This is a genomic window from Vibrio furnissii CIP 102972, from assembly GCF_000176175.1.
GTDB classification, from domain to species: domain Bacteria; phylum Pseudomonadota; class Gammaproteobacteria; order Enterobacterales; family Vibrionaceae; genus Vibrio; species Vibrio furnissii.
In genome coordinates this window covers 1,538,780-1,561,278 of record NZ_ACZP01000014.1, presented here as the reverse complement: position 1 = coordinate 1,561,278, position 22,499 = coordinate 1,538,780, and the positions used below count along the sequence as shown (strand labels likewise).

At 48.6% G+C, this 22,499-nt stretch carries 20 protein-coding genes; 14 read left to right on the top strand and 6 right to left on the bottom strand.

The annotated features are described in order from the left end of the window. Positions 1 to 151: 151 nt before the first annotated feature. The 3 genes from VFA_RS17335 to VFA_RS17325 all read left to right on the top strand — a co-directional run bounded on the left by VFA_RS17335 (position 152) and on the right by VFA_RS17325 (position 1,668). The gene (locus VFA_RS17335; RefSeq protein WP_004728165.1) at positions 152 to 400 is read left to right on the top strand and encodes a DUF2164 domain-containing protein; all 249 of its coding nucleotides are present in this window, start codon (positions 152 to 154) and stop codon (positions 398 to 400) included. Positions 401 to 562: 162 nt separating this feature from the next. Further along, on the top strand, positions 563 to 1,102 hold the full coding sequence (locus tag VFA_RS17330) for a cytochrome b (protein ID WP_004728164.1): 540 nt from the start codon (positions 563 to 565) through the stop codon (positions 1,100 to 1,102). Continuing rightward, positions 1,099 to 1,668 (top strand): YceI family protein, encoded by a 570-nt coding sequence (locus VFA_RS17325; RefSeq protein ID WP_004728163.1) that lies wholly within the window; start codon positions 1,099 to 1,101, stop codon positions 1,666 to 1,668. The genes VFA_RS17330 and VFA_RS17325 overlap by 4 nt, the downstream gene beginning before the upstream one ends. A gap of 90 nt (positions 1,669 to 1,758) precedes the next feature. On the opposite strand, the gene focA is transcribed toward VFA_RS17325, so the two are convergent. Continuing rightward, the gene (focA, locus tag VFA_RS17320) at positions 1,759 to 3,210 is read right to left on the bottom strand and encodes a formate transporter FocA (protein ID WP_038152157.1); all 1,452 of its coding nucleotides are present in this window, start codon (positions 3,208 to 3,210) and stop codon (positions 1,759 to 1,761) included. Positions 3,211 to 3,426: 216 nt separating this feature from the next. On the opposite strand from focA, the gene VFA_RS17315 reads away from it, so the two are divergent. Further along, positions 3,427 to 4,332, top strand: coding sequence for a LysR substrate-binding domain-containing protein (locus VFA_RS17315; RefSeq protein WP_038152153.1), 906 nt, complete (start codon positions 3,427 to 3,429; stop codon positions 4,330 to 4,332). Between the two features lie 184 nt (positions 4,333 to 4,516). Beyond that, the gene (locus VFA_RS17310) at positions 4,517 to 5,011 is read left to right on the top strand and encodes a DUF1097 domain-containing protein (RefSeq protein ID WP_038152150.1); all 495 of its coding nucleotides are present in this window, start codon (positions 4,517 to 4,519) and stop codon (positions 5,009 to 5,011) included. Between the two features lie 244 nt (positions 5,012 to 5,255). Here VFA_RS17310 and VFA_RS17305 read toward each other — a convergent pair whose 3' ends face one another. After that, a complete protein-coding gene (locus tag VFA_RS17305; protein WP_004728159.1) occupies positions 5,256 to 6,887 on the bottom strand; it encodes an ATP-dependent endonuclease in 1,632 nt (543 codons plus the stop codon). A gap of 266 nt (positions 6,888 to 7,153) precedes the next feature. On the opposite strand from VFA_RS17305, the gene VFA_RS17300 reads away from it, so the two are divergent. From VFA_RS17300 to VFA_RS17290, 3 genes are all read left to right on the top strand, one after another. Next, positions 7,154 to 8,887 carry a bifunctional metallophosphatase/5'-nucleotidase gene (locus tag VFA_RS17300; RefSeq protein WP_004728158.1) on the top strand — a complete coding sequence of 578 codons (1,734 nt, stop codon included), beginning with the start codon at positions 7,154 to 7,156 and terminating at the stop codon, positions 8,885 to 8,887. Positions 8,888 to 9,339: 452 nt separating this feature from the next. Further along, positions 9,340 to 10,299 (top strand): TerC/Alx family metal homeostasis membrane protein, encoded by a 960-nt coding sequence (locus VFA_RS17295; RefSeq protein ID WP_038152147.1) that lies wholly within the window; start codon positions 9,340 to 9,342, stop codon positions 10,297 to 10,299. A gap of 377 nt (positions 10,300 to 10,676) precedes the next feature. Beyond that, positions 10,677 to 10,868 carry a hypothetical protein gene (locus VFA_RS17290; RefSeq protein WP_004728156.1) on the top strand — a complete coding sequence of 64 codons (192 nt, stop codon included), beginning with the start codon at positions 10,677 to 10,679 and terminating at the stop codon, positions 10,866 to 10,868. Positions 10,869 to 10,953: 85 nt separating this feature from the next. Here VFA_RS17290 and VFA_RS17285 read toward each other — a convergent pair whose 3' ends face one another. Together VFA_RS17285 and VFA_RS17280 are read right to left on the bottom strand one after the other, a co-directional pair. After that, positions 10,954 to 11,520 carry a PhnA domain-containing protein gene (locus VFA_RS17285; protein ID WP_038152145.1) on the bottom strand — a complete coding sequence of 189 codons (567 nt, stop codon included), beginning with the start codon at positions 11,518 to 11,520 and terminating at the stop codon, positions 10,954 to 10,956. Positions 11,521 to 11,661: 141 nt separating this feature from the next. Further along, complete coding sequence (locus VFA_RS17280; RefSeq protein WP_038152142.1) at positions 11,662 to 12,450, bottom strand: M48 family metallopeptidase; 789 nt, start codon at positions 12,448 to 12,450, stop codon at positions 11,662 to 11,664. Positions 12,451 to 12,622: 172 nt separating this feature from the next. Here VFA_RS17280 and VFA_RS17275 point away from each other — a divergent pair, with 172 nt between their 5' ends. From VFA_RS17275 to VFA_RS17260, 4 genes are all read left to right on the top strand, one after another. Next, the gene (locus VFA_RS17275; RefSeq protein ID WP_004728153.1) at positions 12,623 to 13,075 is read left to right on the top strand and encodes a hotdog fold thioesterase; all 453 of its coding nucleotides are present in this window, start codon (positions 12,623 to 12,625) and stop codon (positions 13,073 to 13,075) included. Further along, entirely contained in the window at positions 13,076 to 13,309 is a 234-nt protein-coding gene (locus tag VFA_RS17270; protein WP_004728152.1) for a DUF3389 domain-containing protein, read from the top strand. 81 nt (positions 13,310 to 13,390) lie between these two features. After that, positions 13,391 to 15,082 carry an SgrR family transcriptional regulator gene (locus VFA_RS17265; RefSeq protein WP_004728151.1) on the top strand — a complete coding sequence of 564 codons (1,692 nt, stop codon included), beginning with the start codon at positions 13,391 to 13,393 and terminating at the stop codon, positions 15,080 to 15,082. Position 15,083: 1 nt separating this feature from the next. Next, positions 15,084 to 15,335 (top strand): hypothetical protein, encoded by a 252-nt coding sequence (locus VFA_RS17260; protein ID WP_038152139.1) that lies wholly within the window; start codon positions 15,084 to 15,086, stop codon positions 15,333 to 15,335. Positions 15,336 to 15,706: 371 nt separating this feature from the next. Here the strand turns inward: VFA_RS17260 and VFA_RS17255 are convergent, their stop codons facing one another. Then, on the bottom strand, positions 15,707 to 17,809 hold the full coding sequence (locus VFA_RS17255; protein WP_038152135.1) for a TonB-dependent hemoglobin/transferrin/lactoferrin family receptor: 2,103 nt from the start codon (positions 17,807 to 17,809) through the stop codon (positions 15,707 to 15,709). A 244-nt stretch (positions 17,810 to 18,053) separates the two neighbouring features. Between VFA_RS17255 and VFA_RS17250 the strand changes: the two genes are divergently transcribed. Further along, positions 18,054 to 18,950, top strand: a complete 897-nt coding sequence (locus VFA_RS17250) for a LysR substrate-binding domain-containing protein (protein WP_370447175.1) — start codon at positions 18,054 to 18,056, stop codon at positions 18,948 to 18,950. 50 nt (positions 18,951 to 19,000) lie between these two features. Here the strand turns inward: VFA_RS17250 and VFA_RS17245 are convergent, their stop codons facing one another. Beyond that, positions 19,001 to 21,688 carry a bifunctional acetate--CoA ligase family protein/GNAT family N-acetyltransferase gene (locus tag VFA_RS17245; RefSeq protein WP_004728147.1) on the bottom strand — a complete coding sequence of 896 codons (2,688 nt, stop codon included), beginning with the start codon at positions 21,686 to 21,688 and terminating at the stop codon, positions 19,001 to 19,003. A gap of 216 nt (positions 21,689 to 21,904) precedes the next feature. Here VFA_RS17245 and VFA_RS17240 point away from each other — a divergent pair, with 216 nt between their 5' ends. After that, positions 21,905 to 22,489, top strand: a complete 585-nt coding sequence (locus VFA_RS17240; RefSeq protein ID WP_004728146.1) for an SPOR domain-containing protein — start codon at positions 21,905 to 21,907, stop codon at positions 22,487 to 22,489. Positions 22,490 to 22,499: the final 10 nt, after the last annotated feature.

Genomic DNA, 22,499 nt, shown 5'->3' with positions numbered 1-22,499 from the left:
TGCTTGCTACGAGCAGCAAATCACCAGTTCTTGATCTTTTGCACTGTTCTCATTCATCCAACGAGCGGGTTGGCGAATAAATGCGCAATGGTGAATTTGGAGAACAGGATAACTTGCAATAAAAAATGCCCTAATAAGAAGGAAACCTGCCATGAGTGACGTATCGTTTACACAACAACAGCGTGAAGCATTGGCTTTAGCGTTACAGCAATTTTGTGCCGATGAACTGGATGTTGAACTGGAACAGTTTGATGCGTGGTTCTTGTTAGATTTTGTTACAAATAAGATCGGCCCATTTTACTACAATAAGGGGCTGGCAGATGCACAGTCGGTGATGGAGCGCAAAATGCTTGATATCGCTGATGAGCTCTATCAAATTGAAAAAGAAAGTGAATTTTAAAACGCCTGTTTTGACCTACGTCTTCAAATTATTCGAACGTCTTCATCAATCCTGCCGTCTATTCGCTGCGTAAATCTTGGTAAATACTCTGTTACGAATATGTAGGAACCGATATTCTTGCGGTTGATTATTGTTGTTCTGACTACCAGTGAGAGAAATATCATGAGTACAGAAGTCACCCATTACAACCGAACGTCTCAGTGTGTACATTGGTTGTCTGCCATTGTTGTAATTGGCATGTTCGCAGCCGGTGTCTGGATGGTCGATTTATCGTATTACAGCCAATGGTACCAAACGGCACCGCATTGGCATAAATCGGTTGGCATCTTATTACTGGCCTTAACCTTGTTCCGCATCGTGTGGAAATTCGTGACGTTGTCACCCAAGGTGGAAGGGGCAAGCTGGGAAAAAGTATCAGCAAAATTGGCTCATGGTTTCATTTACTTAGACCTCATGATTCTGTTTGTGTCAGGTTACCTGATCTCGACAGAAGATGGCCGTGGGATTGACGTGTTTAACTGGTTTACCGTTCCTGGCGCTGGCGCGCTGTTTGAAGGGCAATCCGACTTAGCAGGTTTGGTCCACGAGTATGCTGCATGGACCTTGATTGCCATTGCAGTACTGCATGCTGCGGCTGCTTTGAAGCACCACTTTATTAATCAAGATAATACGCTACGCAAAATGATAGGAGCATCAAAATGAAGAAGACGTTATTGGCATCGGGCTTAGCATTGGCAATGGTAATGCCATTCGGCGCTAGCGCAGCGGACTATGTGATCGACACCAAAGGTGCGCACGCATCGGTTAACTTTAAAGTTAGCCACCTCGGCTACAGTTTCACCATGGGTCGCTTTAACACATTTAGCGGTGAATTTTCTTACGACCCAGCGAATATTGCCGCATCGAAAGTGAACGTCACTGTTGATACGACAAGCCTTGACTCAAACCACGCAGAGCGTGACAAACACATTCGCAGTGCAGACTTTATCGACGCATCAAAATATGCGACGGCAACCTTTACCAGCACGAAAGTGATTGATAAAGGAGACGGCAAATTGGAAGTGTTGGGTGATTTAACGCTGCACGGCCAAACGAAACCAATCACGATTGACGCTGAATTCATTGGCGCAGGTAAAGATCCGTGGGGCGGCGAGCGCGCGGGCTTTAGCGGTACCACGCGTCTTGAGTTGAAAGACTTTAATATTGCGGTGATGGGGCCAACGTCTTACGCCGACATGCAACTGTATATTGAAGGCGTGAAGAAGTAATCTTCAGCGCGTCTCAATAAAGAAAGCCCCCGTGGTCTCCTCGAGATACGGGGGCTTTGTCTTAGTTAGCCATCTGCGTTATTTTTTTGATTAAGCACGCGCGAGTTCTTGTTCTTCAACCACGCTGAGGCGCTCGCCGTAAATGGGTCTTAATGCAGCTAAAACATGGTTGCGTTCCAGCAGGCCGACAAACTTGCCGTTGTCCAGCACAGGCAATGTGTGCGGTTTGCTGACTTTCATGCTTTTCGCGCGTTCTTCTAGCGACAGTGAGTTAAAGCGTGTCGCGATTCCCATGCTGGTGGTTGGGAACAATTGGTCTTTGTCGATACAGAAGAACTCGGCCACATCAACCAGCTTGTCATTGACATCAATGGCAATCACGTCACGCGTCATCAAATCGACCACCTTTTGTTCGCCGTCTGGAATGTAATCTTGGCACCACAAGTCCACCATAATGTCGTGTGCAGATAACATGCCCACCAAGCGACCTTCGACGTCTAAAACAGGCGCTGCATTCAAACGGTGTTCGACCAATGTGTCGATGGCCATCGCGGTGGTTTGCTCAACGCTCAGCGTGATAGGTTGAGTGTTCATCATATCTTTGACATTAAGAGTGTTTTTCATAGTAGCTTCCTTCACTGACGTGATAGTTGTTGTTTCCGTAATTGCACGAACATTGGCCATTTTTAATTGGGGACGACGATAGATGGCCCAATTCGCCAGTCCAACGAGTACGGCACCGCCGACGATGTTGCCGAGTGTGACTGGAATGAGATTGGCGGTAATAAATTGCATGACATTCAGATCCGCATATTGCGCAGCCGTCACGCCGGTTTGTTGCCAGAACGACTCTGGCGCGAATGCGTGGATCGCAATGCCCAGTGGTACCATAAACATGTTGGCGACACAGTGTTCAAAACCACTGGAGACGAACATCGCCACCGGCAAAATGGTCATGACGGCTTTGGTCATCGCGTTGGCTGAACTGAAGGTCAGCCAAATCGCCAAACAGACGAGTAGGTTACACAGCACGCCCAGCGCAAATGCTTGAAGTAGGGTGTGGTGCAGTTTGTGTTGGGCAATGTTGAGGGCATTCAGTCCCCATTGGCCGTGATCAAGCTGGTACAGACCGGCCGCACTGACCAAAGCGAGTAAAAACATCGCACCGATAAAGTTGCCGATGTAGACTTTGCCCCAAATGGCGAGCATCTTGCCGAAGCTGATCTGTTTGTTAGCCCAGGAAATACTCGACAGGACGGAACTGGTAAACAGCTCACCGCCGCAGATCACAATCAGTATCAATCCCATACTGAACGCAATCCCGCCCGCTAAGCGGCTCAGTCCCCAGCCAGCAGATTCACTGCCTGTGGTGACGGTGATATAAAATAAGAAAGCCAGACCAATAAACGCGCCTGCCATCACGGCAAGACTCAGCGTCATGCTACTGTTCTTCTTTATCTTACTGAGTGCGAACTTTTCCGCCTCTGCCATCATTTCGTATGGCGAAAAATGGTTTAGGTTTTCAGCACCTGTTGCAGACATATTTGTTCCTCAAATGAATGTTCATGTAATAGCGCCTTATGGAAAACAACACGTTATGTGCTGTTTCGAGATCAGATTACGAGCGGAACATTCACAGGTAAAATTGATAATTTTTTTTATCCCTATCAATTGTATTGATATAGCGAAATGAACAAGTACAATGAAACCGCTTGCTCATAAGCAAGTTGTTCACTCACAGAACACATAGGATAAGCAGTGCGATATTCACTAAAACAATTAGCCGTTTTTGATGCGGTCGCCGATTGTGGAAGCGTCAGTACAGCAGCAGATAAGCTTGCTCTGACCCAGTCGGCGACAAGCATGTCTTTAGCCCAGTTGGAAAAAATGCTTGGCCGTCCTTTGTTTGAAAGACAGGGGAAGCAAATGGCGTTAACGCATTGGGGCATGTGGCTGCGCCCAAAGGCCAAAAAGCTGTTGCAGGATGCACAACAGATAGAAATGGGCTTTTACGATCAGCACCTCATCAGTGGTGAACTCTGTTTGGGCGCCAGTCAAACCCCCGCAGAACACCTTGTTCCAGACCTTATCAGTATTATTGATAGTGACTTTCCAGAGATTCGAATCGACCTTGGTGTCAAAAGTACCCAAGGGGTGATTGAGGGCGTCCTTGATTACAAATATGACTTGGGCATCATCGAAGGTCGCTGTGACGACAACCGAATTCACCAAGAAGTGTGGTGTCGCGATCACTTGACCGTGGTGGCATCGGCTCATCATCCGTTTGCAAAGCGTGACGTGGTGAGTTTGGCGCAATTAGAACAAGCCAAATGGGTGCTGCGTGAACACGGCTCCGGCACACGCAAAACCTTTGATAGCTCCATTCATAAATTGATTGCCGATTTGGATGTGTGGCGTGAATACGAGCACGTGCCTGTACTGCGTACGTTGGTAGCGAATGGGTCTTACCTGACTTGCCTGCCGTATTTAGATGTGGAGAAGTTCATTCAGAATGGCCAATTGGTTGCACTCAACGTCCCTGAACTGAATATGGAGCGCACTTTGTCATTCGTGTGGCGTGCGGACATGGCGGAAAACCCATTGGTGGAGTGCATCAAGCGCGAAGGGTTGCGAATGATGAAAGGAAGACCTTCTGTTTTATAGCCGTTTTATATTTCCTAAATCTGTTGATTTACCGTTTGCGTCACGATTTTTATGATATTTGTTTATCGTATACATTTTTATTGTGATCTAAATCACTGGTAAAGGCACAATTTAGCTCTTAGTATTCTCGCTTGATTCACTGATGTGGTCAGCCCGATGGGTTGGCGACTTCGTAGAGGGCATTATGAGCACACTGTTCGCTATTTCACTGACTACGGGAATTCTGTCGGGTATTTGGGGCTGGGTAGCCGTGACACTTGGACTACTGTCCTGGGCTGGCTTCTTAGGATGTACCAGCTATTTCGCCTCACCAAAAGACGGATTGCGAGGGCTAGGAGAGAGCTTACTGACCAATCTAAGCGGCGTGTTTTGGGCGATGGTGATCATCGAAGCCTCCAATTACGTTGGCATTGATATTCTCGGTTATGTGATTACTGCGATTGTGGCATTTTTTATGTGCATTCAAGCCAGTAAACAGTGGCTCGCATACATTCCTGGTACCTTCATTGGTTCATGTGCGACATTTGCCGCCAGTGGCGACTGGAAGCTTGTGATCCCTTCATTGTTCATCGGTGGTTTGTTCGGCTACCTCATGAAATCAAGCGGAGTCTGGTTGCATCAGCGATCAAAACGGTCTGATCTGAAAAAAGAGTTGAACGACGCGGAGCGGGTCGCCTGATCGCGCCTCGCAGAGCTCTCGCTTCTGAGAAAAGACACCCCCGATTAATTTGTATCGAATTATCAGTTTATTTGATATTTGCGTTCAGTTTGACGGTCCCTTTTCGCTGAACAGCATTGATACTAGGCACACAGGAATGTGTGCCTTCTTTTTTATCTGCGACACGCTTGTATTTGCCAGCCTCAGCGTCATGCGTTGCCGCTGCGAAATTGTGTCGTCGTTCACACCAAGCACGGTTGAGTCATCATGTGTTGCCATTGGCCATGGTGATGACACGTTTCAACGTCCAGCGCAGCAAGACCGGAATGCAGTCGATGCCGTTCTCTTCACAGTGCGAGACAATCGCCAGCGCTAAATCGGGCTTTGCATGTTTCTTCAATACCTTAGTGACGACTTTCTTTGCCGGGATCGGATGATCGTACGGGATCTTCGCCATATCCTTGAAGAACGTTTCAAAGCCGTGGGAATACAAAAAGTGTTCGATGTCGCGGTCGGGCAGTTCGGTTAAGCGGTGACGCTCTTGGTCGTGCCCCAGCATACCCAGCACTGTGGCCGCGTATTTTTTACCCGCAGCATCGCCATCTGTCACCACATGCCACTCAATCCCAAACGCTTTGGCGACTTTGATCAGTGATTTTAACCCTGATTGAGCAAATTCAATGATTTGCACCCCTTCTGCCGCTAAGTTATAGCCGCATTGACGTGCCAACTCACTAAAGAGCCACACTTCCGTTTCGCCTTCAACCAGTAACCAACAACGTGCGTAGAGCGCGCCGGAACGATGGAAGCGAATATGAAAGCCAATACGCCGCAACTCATCACGACTCAAACCTCGCACTGGTACGCTGGTGGCGACAGTTTTATCCGACTTTCTCACTAAGCGACGAATCGAGTGCAGCGGCACGGAACCCAGCAAGTCGCCACTGTTGGTGGTTAAAATCTTCTGCATTGGCAACATTTCAAGCAAGCTCCACGCGCGCGCAAGATGTGTCGGATGCAGACGACCTTCCGGGTCTTCCACGATTAAGATTGGCCGAGCAAAACGGCGAAGTTCGTTCGGGCCTTTGGCCTGCAAATAGGCATTCAATAATCCTAATAGCAGCAATCGAGTTTGCCGATTCTTGGTTTCATCAACAATTTGGGTCAGGCTCTTTTCATTGGCAGGCGAGCCATACACCAAACTTTCACGTTCGCGACGTGGGTTTTTACGGCTCTGGCTTTTAAACGAGAAGTAGTGTTCCACCAGCGCATGCATGGCGTTTAGGCTACTGCGCATTTCGCCTTTGTTCACGTGACCGGGAATGGCCATCAAACGGCGCGCCGTGTTGTTGATGCGTTTCTCCACCCGAGAGTTCACACCATTTTTGCCATCAAACGGTCGATCAAACTGGCGTGAGTCGCGCAGACGAATCACCGGATGCAAGCTCATCAATTCTTTTGCCAAACTCTCTGAGTGATGAATGGGGATCGGATTGCCATCGAGATCAAGGAAAGCATATTCCGTGGTGATGTCGTATTGCACCCGTGAACCACTGACACGATAAATAATACGATGCTGACCATTCTCATCTTCACGCCAAACGGGTTTGAGATTGCGATATCGCCCAGCGCGATGCTCTTTGGTGTCGGAGGCGACAAAACTCAGGATGATTTGGATATCCTGCGTTTGTGGGTGGGAGATCGAATAGTCGACGTGGAAATCCTGCAACTCAAATTGATAGGGCTGGCCGTTGGACGGCAACATGACAGACAGGGCGTCCAGCAGGGATGATTTACCCCAAGTGTTTTCACCTATTAACGTTGTGAGTTCATCTAAAGTGAGCGATAAACGACGAATGCCACGAAAACCTGATACTTCAATTCGCTCTAAATGCATAGGCTCAACTTCCTTTTTGTTCGCTGTGTTGAGTTTTATTTAAGGATAAAGGAAAACATGAGATTAAGCAGAATGTTCACTCACAGAAACAGGTGTGTGTATCACAAATTCAGTCACTTAACCCTTTAATTGCCACGAAATTCCGGCGGCGTAAAGAGTGACAAACATCAAATGCGATAAGTTTCTTTTCAAAGCCATTTCATAAAAGTCACGATTCTGTCATGATCGGTGGGCTAGGATGAGAGTGAAAGAGAAGAGAAGAATATATGACAAGAAAGAGAGAGATTACATCCATCACTCTGGCACACATCAACGATACCCATTCCTATTTCGAACCGACTTCGCTGCAACTGACACTGGATATGAACGGCCAAACGCTGACGCCTTTTGTTAGTGCCGGTGGATTTGCCCGCATCGCAACCCGCATTCAACAATTGAGAGATGATGCTGAGCGCATGAAACGGGGTTTCGTGTTTGTGCATGCTGGAGACTGCTTCCAGGGCACGCTGTACTTTTCCCTGTTTAAAGGGAAGGCAAACGCCGACATGCTGAATGCGTTGAACATCGACGCCATGGCGCTGGGCAATCATGAATTGGATATGGGCAACGAGCCGGTGGCGCAGTTTGCCAAACGCATTCATTTCCCGTTGTTGGCGGGCAACTGGGATTTATCGGCGGAGCGTCAGAATAAAGCGCATCGCCTATCGGACAACGCAAACGTGAAAGCGTATGACGTTGCGCGACGTTGCGCGAACTGGATCACCAAGTCGGTTGATGGCAGTGAAGTGGCGATATTTGGTTTGTCGCTGGATAAAATGGCGGATATTGCCAACCCCGATTGTGACACACCGTTTGTGGACTCGCTCGAAACCGCACGCCACACTGTGGCTGAAATCCAACGGGCTGGCATCAACAAGATCATTTTGGTCAGTCACTTAGGCTACGACGTTGACAAAGAACTCGCAGAGCAGGTGGACGGCATCAGCGTCATTGTGGGAGGCCATAGCCACGTGTTGCAAGGCGACTTCAGCGCTTTGGGGTTGTCGAACGAAGAGGAATACGGCCAGTTCATCAACGGTACGTATGTGGTTCAAGCCGGTTTGTACGCTTTGGCGCTTGGACATTGCCATATTGATTTTGACCAAGATGGCCACGTGGTGAACTTTGAAGGGCGTAACGAGCTGCTATTGGGACGTCGACTATTCTTGGATGCCAGCATGAATGAAGCGGGCAGTGATACCGCTCATTTGCAGGCGTGTGAGTACGTCAATAATCATCCCAATGTGGTGGTATGTAAGAAAGATCCGCAAGTGCAGGGGCTGCTGCTCAATAAATACATTCCGCGTGTGCGTGAACTGCAAAGCCAAGTCATCGCCAACGCGCCGGAGAAACTGCGCCATGTGCGAATCCCGGATGAAGAAGGCCCGAGTGAATTGGCACCGTTGGTGGCACAATCTTTCATTCATGCCATGCGGCAGCGCGGTCACGACGTTCAGTTCGCGATCCACAATGCGGGTGGCGTGAGAACCTCGATTTTGCCGGGGAAAGTGACCGTTGCCGACATTGCCGGAAAATTACTTCCGTTTGCCGTTCCGATCGGTGTGTATCACGTGAAAGGCGAGGTGATTGCCGCCACGTTAGAGGGCGCGATTAATAATGCGACCAATAATGGTGTGGCTGGAACGGGTTCGGGCAGTTACCCCTACACCAGTCATTTATCGTTTGATTACGATGCAGACAAACCGATGGGACAACGCATTCAAAACTTGCGTATTTTCATCGACAACCATTGGCAACCTGTTGATCCACAAGGTCTCTATTGCGGAACATCGTCGGCTTATACCATGAAAGGTAAAGAAGGATACGATGCGCTCATCAACATGCAAGGGGAAGGTTTTGTCAGTACGGTGTCGATGGCCGATGCGTTTATCGAAGCGTTATCAGACCAACCAGCACTGCTGGCTCGTCACAAAACTCAAGCGATGAACTCAATGCAATAAAGTGGCTCGGTCTTTGCTTAGTCTTTTTCTGTCTCAGTTTCTCAACTCGGAAATTGCAGGGGGAAAATATGTGGAGCAAAGACTGGCTAGACACATTAGTGGTTGTCGCATGGGTGAGCGTATGGTCGGCATTGGTGTATGTACTACCGTTTGCCGGGATCTGATTAAAAGGAGCGTGATTCGCTCCTTTTTTGATCCAGATCTGGACTGAATGCAACCCAGCACATAAAATGGGGCCGTTTGGGGAGTAGTCGCCATCGGTTTACTTGTCGTCATCACGTTGAGCTTCGGCTTATCCGGCAAGTATGAGTGCCTGAACTGTTGAACAACAGATCAATCACTTCGACGAGACCAACGCATTCAACGCTGCTTTGAAATCAAGGCAGTAGTCGTTGCTATGCGGAAGGTTTCGAAACGTGACGGTTTTCAATCCTTCCGCCTATGGAGGATTTATGGCCCCAATAACTTATGTAGGATTTGCTGTCCTAACCCTGTCTTTAGTTACTCTCGATATTTGGCAAACCCGAGGGGGGAATGTAACGCTCAAGCGCGCAACCCTCTGGAGTGTGTTCTGGTTTGCTTTGGCCTTCGTTTTTGCTGCAAGCATTTATTATTTCTGGGACGTGTACGCGCCCGACAGCCACTATAGCGCGCAAAAAGCGACCGTATCGTTTCTCACTGGCTATCTGTTAGAGAAGTCGTTGAGCGTCGATAACCTATTCGTCTTTGCCATCATCTTTCATCAATATGCTGTTCCTGAGCATTTGCGTCCTCGCGCGCTATTGTGGGGGGTGATTGGTGCGTTGGTACTGCGTGCGGTGATGATTTTTGTCGGTGCTGAGCTGCTCGCAACGTATCACTGGTTGCTGTACGTGTTTGCGCTGTTTCTGATCTGGACGGGGATTCAACTGGCACGTGACAAAGGCGATGAGGAAATTAACCCAGCGCCAGAACGACTCATTCGCCGATTTGTCCCGGTGACAGATTCGTTTGCTGGCAATGCCTTGTGGGTGCGTCAGAACCAACGTTGGTGGGCGACTCCGATGTTCATTGTCGTTGGCGTCATTGCGTTTATGGATGTGATGTTTGCTTTGGACTCGATCCCGGCGATTTTCGCCGTCACACGTGAGCCATTCTTGGTGCTGGCGGCAAACGTGTTCGCGTTATTGGGCTTGCGCTCACTTTACTTTGTGTTGCAAGGCATGATGGATAAGTTTATCTATCTCAAACCCGCACTGTCGTTCATTATGATGTTTATCGGCGTCAAAATGTTACTGGTGGGATCGGCGTGGGAAATCCCAACCCCGGTTTCGCTATTGGTACTGCTGTTGACCATGCTGACGGCGGTGATTGCGTCGGTGATCAAAGGCCAACGCCATGCCACGTTAAGTCACGTTAAATCAGAAGAGTAGGTGACGATGTGCTGCGATTGACAGGGTTCGGTCGTAGCACACTTCTGTACAGAGGATGTGTACAGGCTATATGTATAGCTCATGTATACATCTCATGTGTATAAACCACGCTCACAATAATTTGCTTTTTTGTTGTGTAAATAAATTGTATGTCATTGTGACGCGTGAAATTGTTGCTCATTATTTATGCGCAGCAATGAGTATAAAGTGACTAATCATGCGGTGTTTAAGCATGGATATTTTAGCGGTTGTTGCTGGATTGTTTCATAAGTTAAACTAATCCGAATGGCCAAATTTTGTCATTTTTTTAATCCGCCGAAGTTGCCTAATATTCGTGCCAACACAGTAAGTTACCGATTTATTTAAGAGAGGCTCACATGGCACAAGCAATGCGTTTGGGTACTGTTACAGCACCAACCTCTATGGATAAAAAAACCTACGCGGTTAACTTCAAAGGATTGATGAAACATTTGGTTGATATTCTGTTTGTTGATGACAAACAAACGCGCACTTACCACAGTGCAGAATTATCTAGCCACATGCAACGTGACATTGGTTTGTCACGCTAAGCAAAAGCGATACAAAAAAGCCGACATTCGTGTCGGCTTTTTTATGGCATAAAGAAAACGCGACCGAAGCCGCGCTTTATCTCAATTACTTCTTGCGGCAGTATTCCGCAATGATGTACATGGTCTGACCGTTGACTTTACCCTGAATGTGTTTTGGGTCGTCTGTCAGCGCGATACCGCGTACCGCAGTACCTTGTTTGATCACCATGCTTGACCCTTTCACTGGAAGGTCTTTAATCACGGTCACGTCGTCGCCTTTTTTCAGCTCAACGCCGTTCACATCCAGCGGTTTGTCTGCATCGTCATCCATACCGATTTCTGCCCACTTCTGAGTTTCCTCTTCCATGTACATCATTTCGACCAGATCCTGCGCCCAACCTTCAGTGGTCGCCAGACGCTTCAGTTGACGCCAAGCCAACACCTGAACAGGTGCTACCTGACTCCACATGCTGTCATTGAGGCAGCGCCAGTGGTTGGCATCTACGGTGTCTGGGTCTTCAATCTGACCTTTACAGGTATCACATAGCATCACTGCGTGGTCCACAGTCACTTGTGTATGTGGTGCAACCACGAAAGGAGATAGAGGTGACTCTGCAGCACAAAGTTCACATTTAGATTCGCAGCGTGTAAGTAGCGTTGCTTCCGTAGACATAAAACCCACCTTGTAAAATTTCGTAGGCGCGTATTATCCACTTTACGCACAAGATTTAAAGGGATATTGCATCAAACACGGTAAATCAACGGGTTATTTGTATTGAATTGATACAAACAACCCCAAATTGTGTGATTTGTATCAGCCGCACTGGGGACGTGGCGTCGAAGAGGTCGGTAATGTTTTGATCTTTGCGCTTAAATCATGAATGCGTGTGCTGTGTGACGGGTGGGTGGAGAGCAATTCCGGCGGTTGACTTCCTCCAGAAGCTTTGGCCATGTTCTGCCACAAATCAATACTTTGCTGTGGGTTAAACCCAGCGCGCGCCATGAGTTCTAAGCCCACAATATCCGCTTCGGATTCTTGAGAACGGCCATAAGGTAGGATCACCCCATATTGAACGCCCACACCCAACGCGGCCATGGTGACATCTTTATATTGTGCGTATGCCGAGGAGCCTATTGCTAAGTCAGTGACTTGCAGCCCCATACTGGCTAATTGGCTTTGCGATAACCGTTCATTACTGTGATTGGCGAGTACGTGCGCCACTTCGTGGCCAATCACCGTGGCCAGTTGATCTTGGTTCACGGCAACGTTGAGCAGGCCGGTATAGACACCAATCTTTCCGCCTGGAAGCGCGAATGCGTTGACTTGATCGCTTTCAAATACCACCACTTCCCAGCTGTCATAACCTGCCTGCTGTGGAATCTGCGCAGTAATCGCGTTAGCGACACATTGCACGTAACGATTTGTTTTTGCGTCTTTGTTGATCGGCGTTTCCTGTTTCATTTGATCGAAAGACTGCGCGCCTAAACTGCTCATGTCTTTGTTGGAAAACAGCAGGATCTGATTGCGACCCGTGGGGGACGCGGCACAAGCTGTTAGGCCGATTACTGTAAGGATGCAAGAAGCTTTAAACCATGGGCGCATTGAGATCTCCGGTCGAGCATAAGGTGGCGTGATAAAAACGTTGAAATCATATCATGGCTGTTGCTGAATTGACGACGAATGTCGTTTTGTCATTGCCATTCAGCACGTTACAATAGAGCCAACTCACACTTTTTTGGCGGGTCAGTCAGCCGCTTAACGCAAGGATATTCACATGGACATTTGGAAAAAGCCGATCAGCTTAGAGATTCTTAACGCCACCTCAAAAAATACGCTGATTGATCATCTCCAAATTATTTATACCGAGATTGGAGAGAACTCAGTCTCTGCGACGATGCCAGTGTGTCACTTTACCCATCAGCCGCTTGGCATGTTGCATGGTGGCGCATCGGTGGTACTGGCGGAAACCTTGGGATCTGTTGCGGCCAATTTTTGTGTTGACGATGAGTCATACTGTGTCGGGCTAGACATTAACGCCAACCACATCCGTTCGATGCGAGAAGGACATGTGGTGGGCACTGCGACTCCGATTCATTTGGGCGTTTCGACACAGGTATGGCAAATCACCATCACCGATGAACGTGGCCGTTTGGTGTGTACCAGCCGTTTAACGATGGCGGTGAAGAAAGCCAAGAACAACAAACAAAAACTGAGCACAGAGGCGTAAATGGTCATCGAATTTAAAAGCGGAAAAATTATCGTGACGGCGCATGAGTTGGTGATTCGTTTGCAAGGGGAGCATCACGTCACGTTGCAAGCGCAAAGTGATGCCGTTGAACTGATTGGCCGCGGCGCAAATGTGGTTGCGGTGAACGGCTCTGAAGCGAAATGGTCATTGAAGTTAGATAACGAAGCGCAACTTCGTTTGCTCGCCACAGAATTAGGCTGTGACATCGCTTAAAGATTCCCAGCTCTTACTTGTCAAATCTCTTGAAAATAGGGAAACTCATTGGCGTAGTCGTTCAAATGAGATTTCCCCTTTATGAGTAGCCCTCGCTTACGTGTCCAGTTCGAAACCCTGTTCGAACACTTCAATGGTCAGGACACGGACACCCAACTTGAAGATGTCACAGAAATTTTGTTCTGTACTCGGCGTAACGCGCGAATTGTATTGAATAAAATGGAAGAAGAAGGGTGGATCGAATGGCATCCCGCCGCTGGTCGAGGCAAACTGTCGCAATTGTTGTTTAAACGCAGCCGGTCGGATGTGAGCGAGAATCTCGCACGGCGCTATCTTGAAGAGGGCAAAATTGGTCAGGCGTTATCGGTACTTGATCAAGATGCTGCCAAGCTCACGCAAGTGATTCAGAGTTACTTAGGCGTGCAGCATCAAGAAGGCTTGCAGGTGGTTCGTTTGCCGTACTATCGACCGTTGTCGATGCTCAATCCGCTCAAGCCCATGCGTCGCTCTGAATTGCACATCGCTCGCCAAATCTACAGCGGTTTGACGCGTCTTGATGAAGACGAACAACTGCAACCCGATTTGGCGCACACATGGGAAGCCATCACGCCAACCCATTGGCGTTTTTACATTCGCCCCGGTGTCCGCTTTCACAATGGCGAACTGCTGACCACCGACATTGTGATCCAAAGTTTATGGCAACTGCGTTTTGTGAATCTGTTCTCTCACATTGATACCGTGATGTCACCGGGTGATTGCGTGGTGGATATCCATCTGCAAAAGCCGGATCATCGATTGCCGCTGCTGTTGTCGGAGGCGTGTGCCAAAATTCTCTTGCCAGAATCACAGCGCGGTGACGATTTCGATTTGATGCCGATTGGGAGCGGCCCATACAAAGTGATCGTCAATGATGAGAAACGTTTGGTGCTGCAAGCTTTTGATGGCTACTTCGGGTTTCGGCCGCTGCTTGATCGCGTGGAAGTGTGGGTGATTGATGAAGCGCATTCCTCCATGGTGTTTCCGAGCCTGTCGCATCCCATTAAAACTCCGCGGGGGTCTTCGACCGAAGACGTCGACCTCGATCCCGGCTGTACCTACTTGCTATTAAACCGCAAGAATGGCTTAGCGAAAGACTCTCAATGGGCCACCTATTTTCACAACAAACTCAGTACGCTGAATCTGTTTCGCCGCATCCCGGAAGAAAAAGTGGTGGAATTGGGCGTTTTACCCGCTTATGGCCTTAAACCGGGTTGGTATCATCAGGCGCCGAGCGATTTTACCATCACGCCGCCGGCGCAACGTTCAGTGACAGTCGCTTATCATGCGCAGCATCCGATGTTTCCGACACTCGCGAAAGTGATTCAACAGGTACTGAATGAAGATGGTATCCATGTTGAATTCATTAAATACGAGTTGTCATTGACGGAAGAAACGGCGGTAGATATTTGGATTAAGGCCATGGGCATCGCCAACCACCGCGATGATGCGTTGGCGGGCTGGTTGCTAAATTATTCTGATGTCGAGCATTTAAGCCGCGGTGACGACTTCAACTATTGGTGCAGTTTGGTGGATCAATGGCGTGCTGACTCACAGGCGGTTTTTCCGGCGAAAGAGCTTGGTAAGTCGTTGGTTGAGCAACATCAAATTATTCCGATGTTCCATTGCTGGCTGGGTGTTTCCAAAGATCAGTGTGGTTCGTTGCAAAATGCCAAATGCAACGCGCTGGGCTGGTTTGATTTCGCGCAAGTGTGGGTGAAACCCGAGTTCGATTAAGATGGCAAAACCGAGAAAAAAACTGCCTGAGAAGACGGTCGACATTTCCTGCGCGAAGTGTCGCACGGTGTTATTCAAATACCATAAAGGCGGCAAGGGCGCGCTCATCAAATGCTTCAACGCTCGCATCGCTCAAGATGCGACGCAGGGCGATGGGCGTTGTCCGAATTGTGGGAGCGAGTTTGCGCGCGAAGCCATGATTCGCGGTGCGCCAGCGTGGAAAATTGCGGGTGGCAAGGTGGTGGTAAAATGAACACTCTCCAAGTTATCTTTTGAAATTATTGGAAAATCGGTTCAGAAAACTTAAAATTTCATGGGGTTAGGTCTAATTTTGATCTCGATCGATAAAAATTATAATTTTAATGCATCGGGCTACCAATAAGTTTTGGAAGTGATACACTGCAGTTGTTCCGAATTGGAGCGAGAAGTTGCTAAAAAATAAGGGGAAACTATGGAACTTGCGCTAGTTATTACTTTTATCGTAGCCGCTGTGGTTATGGTTAAAAAAGAAATGGCAGAAAACAAATAATTTACTTCATTCTCATTTTTTCTTTTCCTTTTGAATGTTTTAAATAAAAGAAAAGCCAGCTTTCGCTGGCTTTTTTGATCATGGAAGCTCTGAAATCAAAATTCGTACTTCGCTGTGATTGCAAAGTTACGTTTTGGCTGAGACTTATCGAGATCCAGTTCGCTGGAACCGCGCACGTCATTCCACTTGTAGTACTCTTTATCCGTCACGTTGAAAATACCGGCTGTCAGTGTCACGTCTTTGATCGGTTTGTAATACGCGGTGATATCAACGATGGTCGCGCTTGGCATTTCGGTTTGTGAAGAATCGTCGCTATTGATGTCGCTTGATGATTTCTTCGCGGTGTAGTTCACTTTCAGGCTTGAGCCCCATTGTGTGCTTGGCGCGTCGTAGTTCAACGCAACAACTGCGTTCCAAGGGTTAACACTGTTGAGTGGGTTTCCTTCGCCATCTTCACCTTCGGTGTAGGCGGCAACCAATTTAGTGCTCATCCCTTGTGGCGCGTTGATCAGTTTGTCCAGCAATAGGGTATTGCTCAGTTCCACACCTTTGATGGTCGCTTGATCGATGTTGGTGTAGTAGTACGAGGTCATCGAACCATCGTTGCTGCTGGTTTGATCGATGAAGTTGTCGTAATCGCTGTAGAAGAACGAAATCTCAGAACGGGTTGCCGCGGTGCGATGACGATAGCCCAGCTCATACGAAATACTTTCTTCCGACTTCAGATCCGGGTTTGGAATGTTTTCATAACAGAAGCCGTAGTAACAGCCGCCACCATACACGTAGTACAGTTCGCTGAAGGTTGGTGCGCGGAAGCCTTGGCTCACTTGAGAGAAGACAGTATTTTGGTCGTTGAGGTGATAAACCGCACCCACACGACCTGTAACGGCGGAGTCTTTGTACGTTTCGTAGCTGGTGCCATCAATGTCGTCCGGATTGGTGTTAAACCAGTCGTAACGAATTCCCGGAGTGATGATCAGGCTGCCGTTCATGAACGCCATCTCATCTTGCAAGAATACGCCCACTTTACGCTCGGTCGAATCAGGCGTGTACACCGTCTGGCTGCTGGTGTTGGTCAGCAGGTTGTAGGTCATGTTGGTGTTTTCAATGTCCGCCGCCGTCAGGCTAACACCGTAAATGAAGTTGTGTTCAACACTGCCAATGGTCAGCAGTTTGTCGAACTGAGTTTCGACATCCCAACGGTTGTCTTTGTAAACGTAGTCTTTGCGTTCACTGGCTGTTGAGCTGGTGCGGTGGGTGATGCCGTTGTCATCTTTCTTCTGCCACGTCACTTTGCTGGTGATGGTGTCTGCCATGCCCAAATCAGCGTTCCAGATATGTTTCAAGCCAATGCGGGTTTTCTTCGTGGTGTCTTCACCGCTGTATTGCGTATAAGTGGCGTGGTAGATGTCCGAATCCGATTCGTTATGAATGACTTCCCCCAGTAACTCAAGGCGATGGGCAGGATTGAGCTGATATTGCAGCTTAATCAACAGATCGTTTTTCGACGTATCTTGGTCGGTGACGGAGTAGTTTTCATGGGTGTTGTTTGAGAAGTTATCGATTTTCTCGCCATCACGACGGGTAAACGCCACGAGGGTTTCTAAATCGCCGATACGGTTGGCCAGCGCGACGTGCTCACTGAATGATTTGTCTTCTGAAAAGTAGGAGAGCTTCACTTGGCCGCCAAAGGATTCGCCGTCTTTTAAGAAATCACGCGGATCTTTGGTTTCGAATGCCACAACACCGCCTACGGCGTCACTGCCGTGCAGACTTGACGCCGCACCTTTCACCACTTCAACACTTTTGACCATGTCCGGTTCAATGTACACTGCACTGGAGTTAATGAAGTCGTACGGTTGGCCGTCAAAGGCTTGCGCTTGTGCTACGCCGTCAACCAGAATTTTCACGCGGTTGCCTTCAACACCACGAATATTTACGTTTTGGATGCCTTGACGATTCGAACCATTGACGGTGACACCTGGCGTATATTCAAACACTTCGCCGATATCTTTCGACATGTTTTTCTCAATGTCTTTCTCACTCACCACGTCAACTTTTGCGGCGGTGTTACCGAGCGTTTGATTTGTGCGGGTCGCGGATACCACGACTTCGTCGAATGAGGCATAATCGTCTGCATAGACGGAAGGAGAGAGAGCCAGGACAATCGCCATCGATAGTAAGGATCGGTTATACATCTGCTTTTACCTTAGTAAGTCCATATAAGTATGTTCGCGGCAGAGTGTATTGGATCTAAATAATAATTACTATCATTTGCATTTGTGTTGTTGCGGTCAATTTTCTATTAAAAATGTCATGATTAGGTCAATTAAAGTAATTTAATCAATCAGTTAATCCACAATAACGCTAGAAATAAAGTTTTTACTTTATTAAATAAGTGTGATTTGAATCACGCTTAGTGGGCGTTCTATCAATATAAGGATGTTGGTTTTGCAAAGTCCAATTACGTTAGAGGCGTTACACATACTCGATGCGATTGAGCGTCGTGGCAGTTTTGCAGCGGCGGCGAATGAGTTGAATCGTGCGCCGAGTTCGTTGAGTTACCAGATTCAAAAGTTGGAACAGGATCTGGATATCATGATTTTCGACCGCTCAGGTCATAAAGCGAACTTCACCGATGCAGGCAAGCTGATATTGGAGCGGGGACGTGCCATCCTTTCCGCGACGGAGAAACTGGTGAACGATGCAACTTTATTGGCGAACGGCTGGGAGCTGGACATCACGTTGGCGTTTGATGGCATCATTCCGATTGCCAACTTCTTCCCGCTGGTCGAAGCGTTAGGCAATGTCAGCAAGACACGTGTTCGCCTTCAAGAAGATATTCTAGCAGGGGGCTGGGAATCGTTAGCCGCTGACCGCGCGGATTTGTTGATTTGTCCGAAAATCGACACCTTGCCGCAAGATGTGAAAGCGGAACCGCTGGGCACCATGGAAATGATGTGGGTGGCTGCGAGCGATCATTACGTTCATAAACGCAGCGGTGAGTTTGATGACGAAGCGCGCCAAAAATACCGTGCAATTGCCATTGCCGATACCGCGCGCGATCAACCCGCCATGAGTGTGAATATTTTGGAAAAGCAACCGCGCCTGACAGTGACCAACTTTAATGCTAAATGCCAAGCACTGGTGAATGGCCTCGGCATTGGTACGTTACCAAAGCATGTGGCTGAGCCATTGATTGCTGAAGGAAAACTCAAGAAGATTGAAGGTAGCCAGGGAATTGACATGGAAATCATCATGGCCTGGCGTCGAAACAAGATTGGTGAAGCAAAATCTTGGTGTATTCAATACCTCAAGAAAAATTGGCATTTGGTTTAAGATCAACAAGCCACCGCTCGATCGTCAAGATCCGGCGGTGGCTTTTCAGCTCACTGACCGTTCAGCGGCAAGACCATGTCGGCGGTGCCATCTTCAAAATGGATATCGACGGCAAACCCCAACCGTTGTGCCAATGTCAACATGCCACGGTTGGTGGGCATGGTCATCCCTGAAATTTGCGCAGTGCCTTTGTTGCGACAGTAATCGATGATTTTCCCCATCAAAATCTTGCCTAAGCCTTTTCCTTTCAGGTCTGAGCGAATCAAAATCGCAAACTCGGCATCGGTATTTTCTGGGTTAATCAGCGCGCGTGAGACGCCAATGATCTCCTCTTTGTCTCCTTGGTGGCTGACCGCCACAAACGCCATTTCACGGTCGTAATCAATTTGCGTGAGGTTGGCTAGAGCTTCATGGTGGAACTCCCCAACATCCGAGAAAAATCGCTTGTAGAGATCTTCTTTGCTGACTTTTTTAATGAACGCCGCGTGGTCGGGTTCATCTTCAGGCAGGATGGGGCGAATCGTGACGCGTTCGCCATCTTTGGCTTCCACATCTTCCACCATCTCCGCAGGGTATGGGCGGATTGCCAAGCGGCCTTGGGCATCGCCTTCGAAACGCTTCAAGGTTAAGTCGGCATCGAGGATGGTAAATTGGCTGCCGTTGACAAGGACTGGATGAATATCCAGTTCGTGTACTTGCGGACACTCAACCACCATTTGCGAGATTCGAACTAAGAATTCAGACAGGCCTTCAATGTCGATCGGGACAGGCAATTTTTGCAGACGAATCTTGCCGCTTCGAATGGCACGCACAATCAAATAGCGCGCCAGTGTCATGTTCAACGGCGGCAGCGCTGCCGCGGCATCGATCGATTCATTCCATTCTGAGCCGCCTTGTCCCAGCAAAATCACCGGGCCAAAAGTGGTGTCGTGTTTAACCTTAATGCGAAGTTCTTCACCGCCAGCCAGTTTTGCCATGCCTTGAACCAGCAGTCCATGAATATTAGCAGACGGGTAGGAGATTTGGGTGCGATCCAAAATCGCTTGCGCCGCACTGGCCACTTCTGCGCTGTTTCGCAAGTTGAGCATAACCCCTTGCACGTCAGATTTGTGTGCAATGTCTGGTGAGCGCAGCTTCACCGCCACCGGATAACCAATGGTTTCGGCAATATGAACCGCTTCACTGGCATCGGACGCAATCCAAGTCGGTAGCACATTGAAGTTAAAACATTTCAATAACGTCCCGATTTGGTGGGTATCCAAATGTGCCAAGTTCGCTTGTTCTAGGTGTTCATTAATCCACTGCTTGGCGCTGTTGACTTCAGACACGTGCACGGCTTCGGCGGTGGTGGGCGTCTCCATCAGTTGCTTTTGGTTCCGTCGGTATTCGACCAAGTGCATGAACGCAACCACCGCGCTCTCTGGCGTTCGATATGTTGGAATACCGGCTTGATTGAAGATCTGGCGCGCCGGTTTCGCCGTGAGTTCTCCCGACCAGTTGGTGAGAATGTTAAAGCGTGGCGAGCGTGGATGTGCTTTGATCGCATCGACAATGACTTGCGCGGTCTGTTCAGAATGCGCAATGGCAGACGGGCTGTGCATGATCAAAATGGCGTCAATGTCGTCACTGTCTAGCACGGCATTCAACGCGTTCACGTACCGTGTGTGGTCGGCATCGCCGACGATATCGATGGGATTACTGTGCGACCAACTTTGTGGCAGGCATTGATTGAGCGTCTCGAACACCGATGCTTCAAGTTCAGCAAGTTTCCCGCCACGTTCAAGCAAGGTATCGATCGCCATAATCGCAGGGCCGCCACCGTTGGTGATGATCGCAAGGCGTTCACCACGCAGTGGTACGGAATGGGTTAAGGTTTCTACCGCGGCAAACAGTTCGTGCGTGTTGTTCACGCGCAGCATACCGGTGCGGCGAATTGCTGAGTCGTAAATGATGTCGAGCGTGTCATCGCCCCCGGTGTGCATTTGTGCTGCTTTGCGACCTGCGGTTGTGCGACCGCCTTTTAACACCAGAATGCGTCGGTTACGCGAAGCGGCACGCGCCGCAGACATAAACCGCCGCGCGTCTTTAATCGTATCGACATAGAGCAAAATCGCGTCGGTGTGTTTGTCGGTACTGAGGCAGTCCAGTAGATCCGAAAAATCGATGTCACTGGCATTGCCCAACGAGACAAACGCGGAAAAGCCGATCTGTTTGTCGTTCGCCCAGTCGAGAATGGTGGTACATACTGCTGCCGATTGGGAGATAAACGCAATGTTTCCGCGTGATGCGGTGACTGGAGAGAACGAACCGTTGAAATTGATCCACGGTAGGATCAAACCTAAGCTGTTAGGGCCAAGCACGCGCATGCCCGATTCTTTGGCAATCGCGGTGCATTGTTCTTGAATTTCACGGCCTTGTGCATCCAACGTGTACATGTCTGACGAGAGTACAATGACGTTAGAGACGCCTTTATCCGCCAATTGCCGAAAGATGGTGACGTTGCGTGACGCGTGCGTGCATAAAATGGCGATGTCGGGCACTAAGGGCAATGCATCAATGGTTTTATACGCCAGCACGCCGCATACCGAAGGGTAATAGGGTGTCACGGGCATAATGGCGCCATCAAATCCACCTTGAAGCAGATTTTTCATGACGATGTTTCCGGCACGGAACGGGCGAATCGACGCCCCAATCACCGCAACGGATTTAGGCTTCAGTAACTGACTTAAATTATTCATAATTATTGCGCCACAGGTTGACCTGTTTATATCCTAACTAATTCCGGATTAAACTGTTCGTGTATTTGATGCGGTTGTGATCCTGTCAGCAGCGAAGTGAGTCCACTTTGTGTCACAAATCACAGGATATCGGTGATAATTCGGCTGCTGTGCTTGATTCTCAGCGCCGCTATCGGCATGATTTAATTACTTTCTACTTAGAGTGTTTAAGAATCCATGAAAAAAGTTGCAATTGTTGGCTTGTCAGCGGTCCTCGCTGCTTGTTCCTCGGGAAGCTACATCACTGATGTGACCACGGAAAGTCATACGGAAGAGTTTGCCGTTGCTGAAGTTCCGCAACCTGTTGTGTCTGATGAAGGCACGGCTGAAGGCGTGACCGAGAAAAACGTTGAGCTGAACGTTATCAAGATGACGCCGGCTGACAACGAGAAGAAAGTGGTCAAGATGAGTCCTCAGACTCAAGCGAAACCTGCGGTTGCAATCACTCCGCCAACAGCCAAACAAGTTCAAATGAATCCTCGCTACGGCTTTACGATTCAAGTTGTTGCGGTGGGTACACAAACTAAAGTAGATCAGTTTGCCAACAAACTGCCAAAAGATGGCCAGCCAGTTTGGGAAAACTACAAAGTCGTGAATGGCACCAAATGGTACACCGTGCTTTATGGTGACTACGCAACGCGCAAAGAGGCTGCAGAAGCGATCAGCACGCTGCCTGGTGAGTTCCAATCTCTGAAACCATTCGTGAAGAGCATCGACTCCATCAAGAATTCTGAGTTCCCAACACTAAACAAGTTGAACTAACTCTGACTGA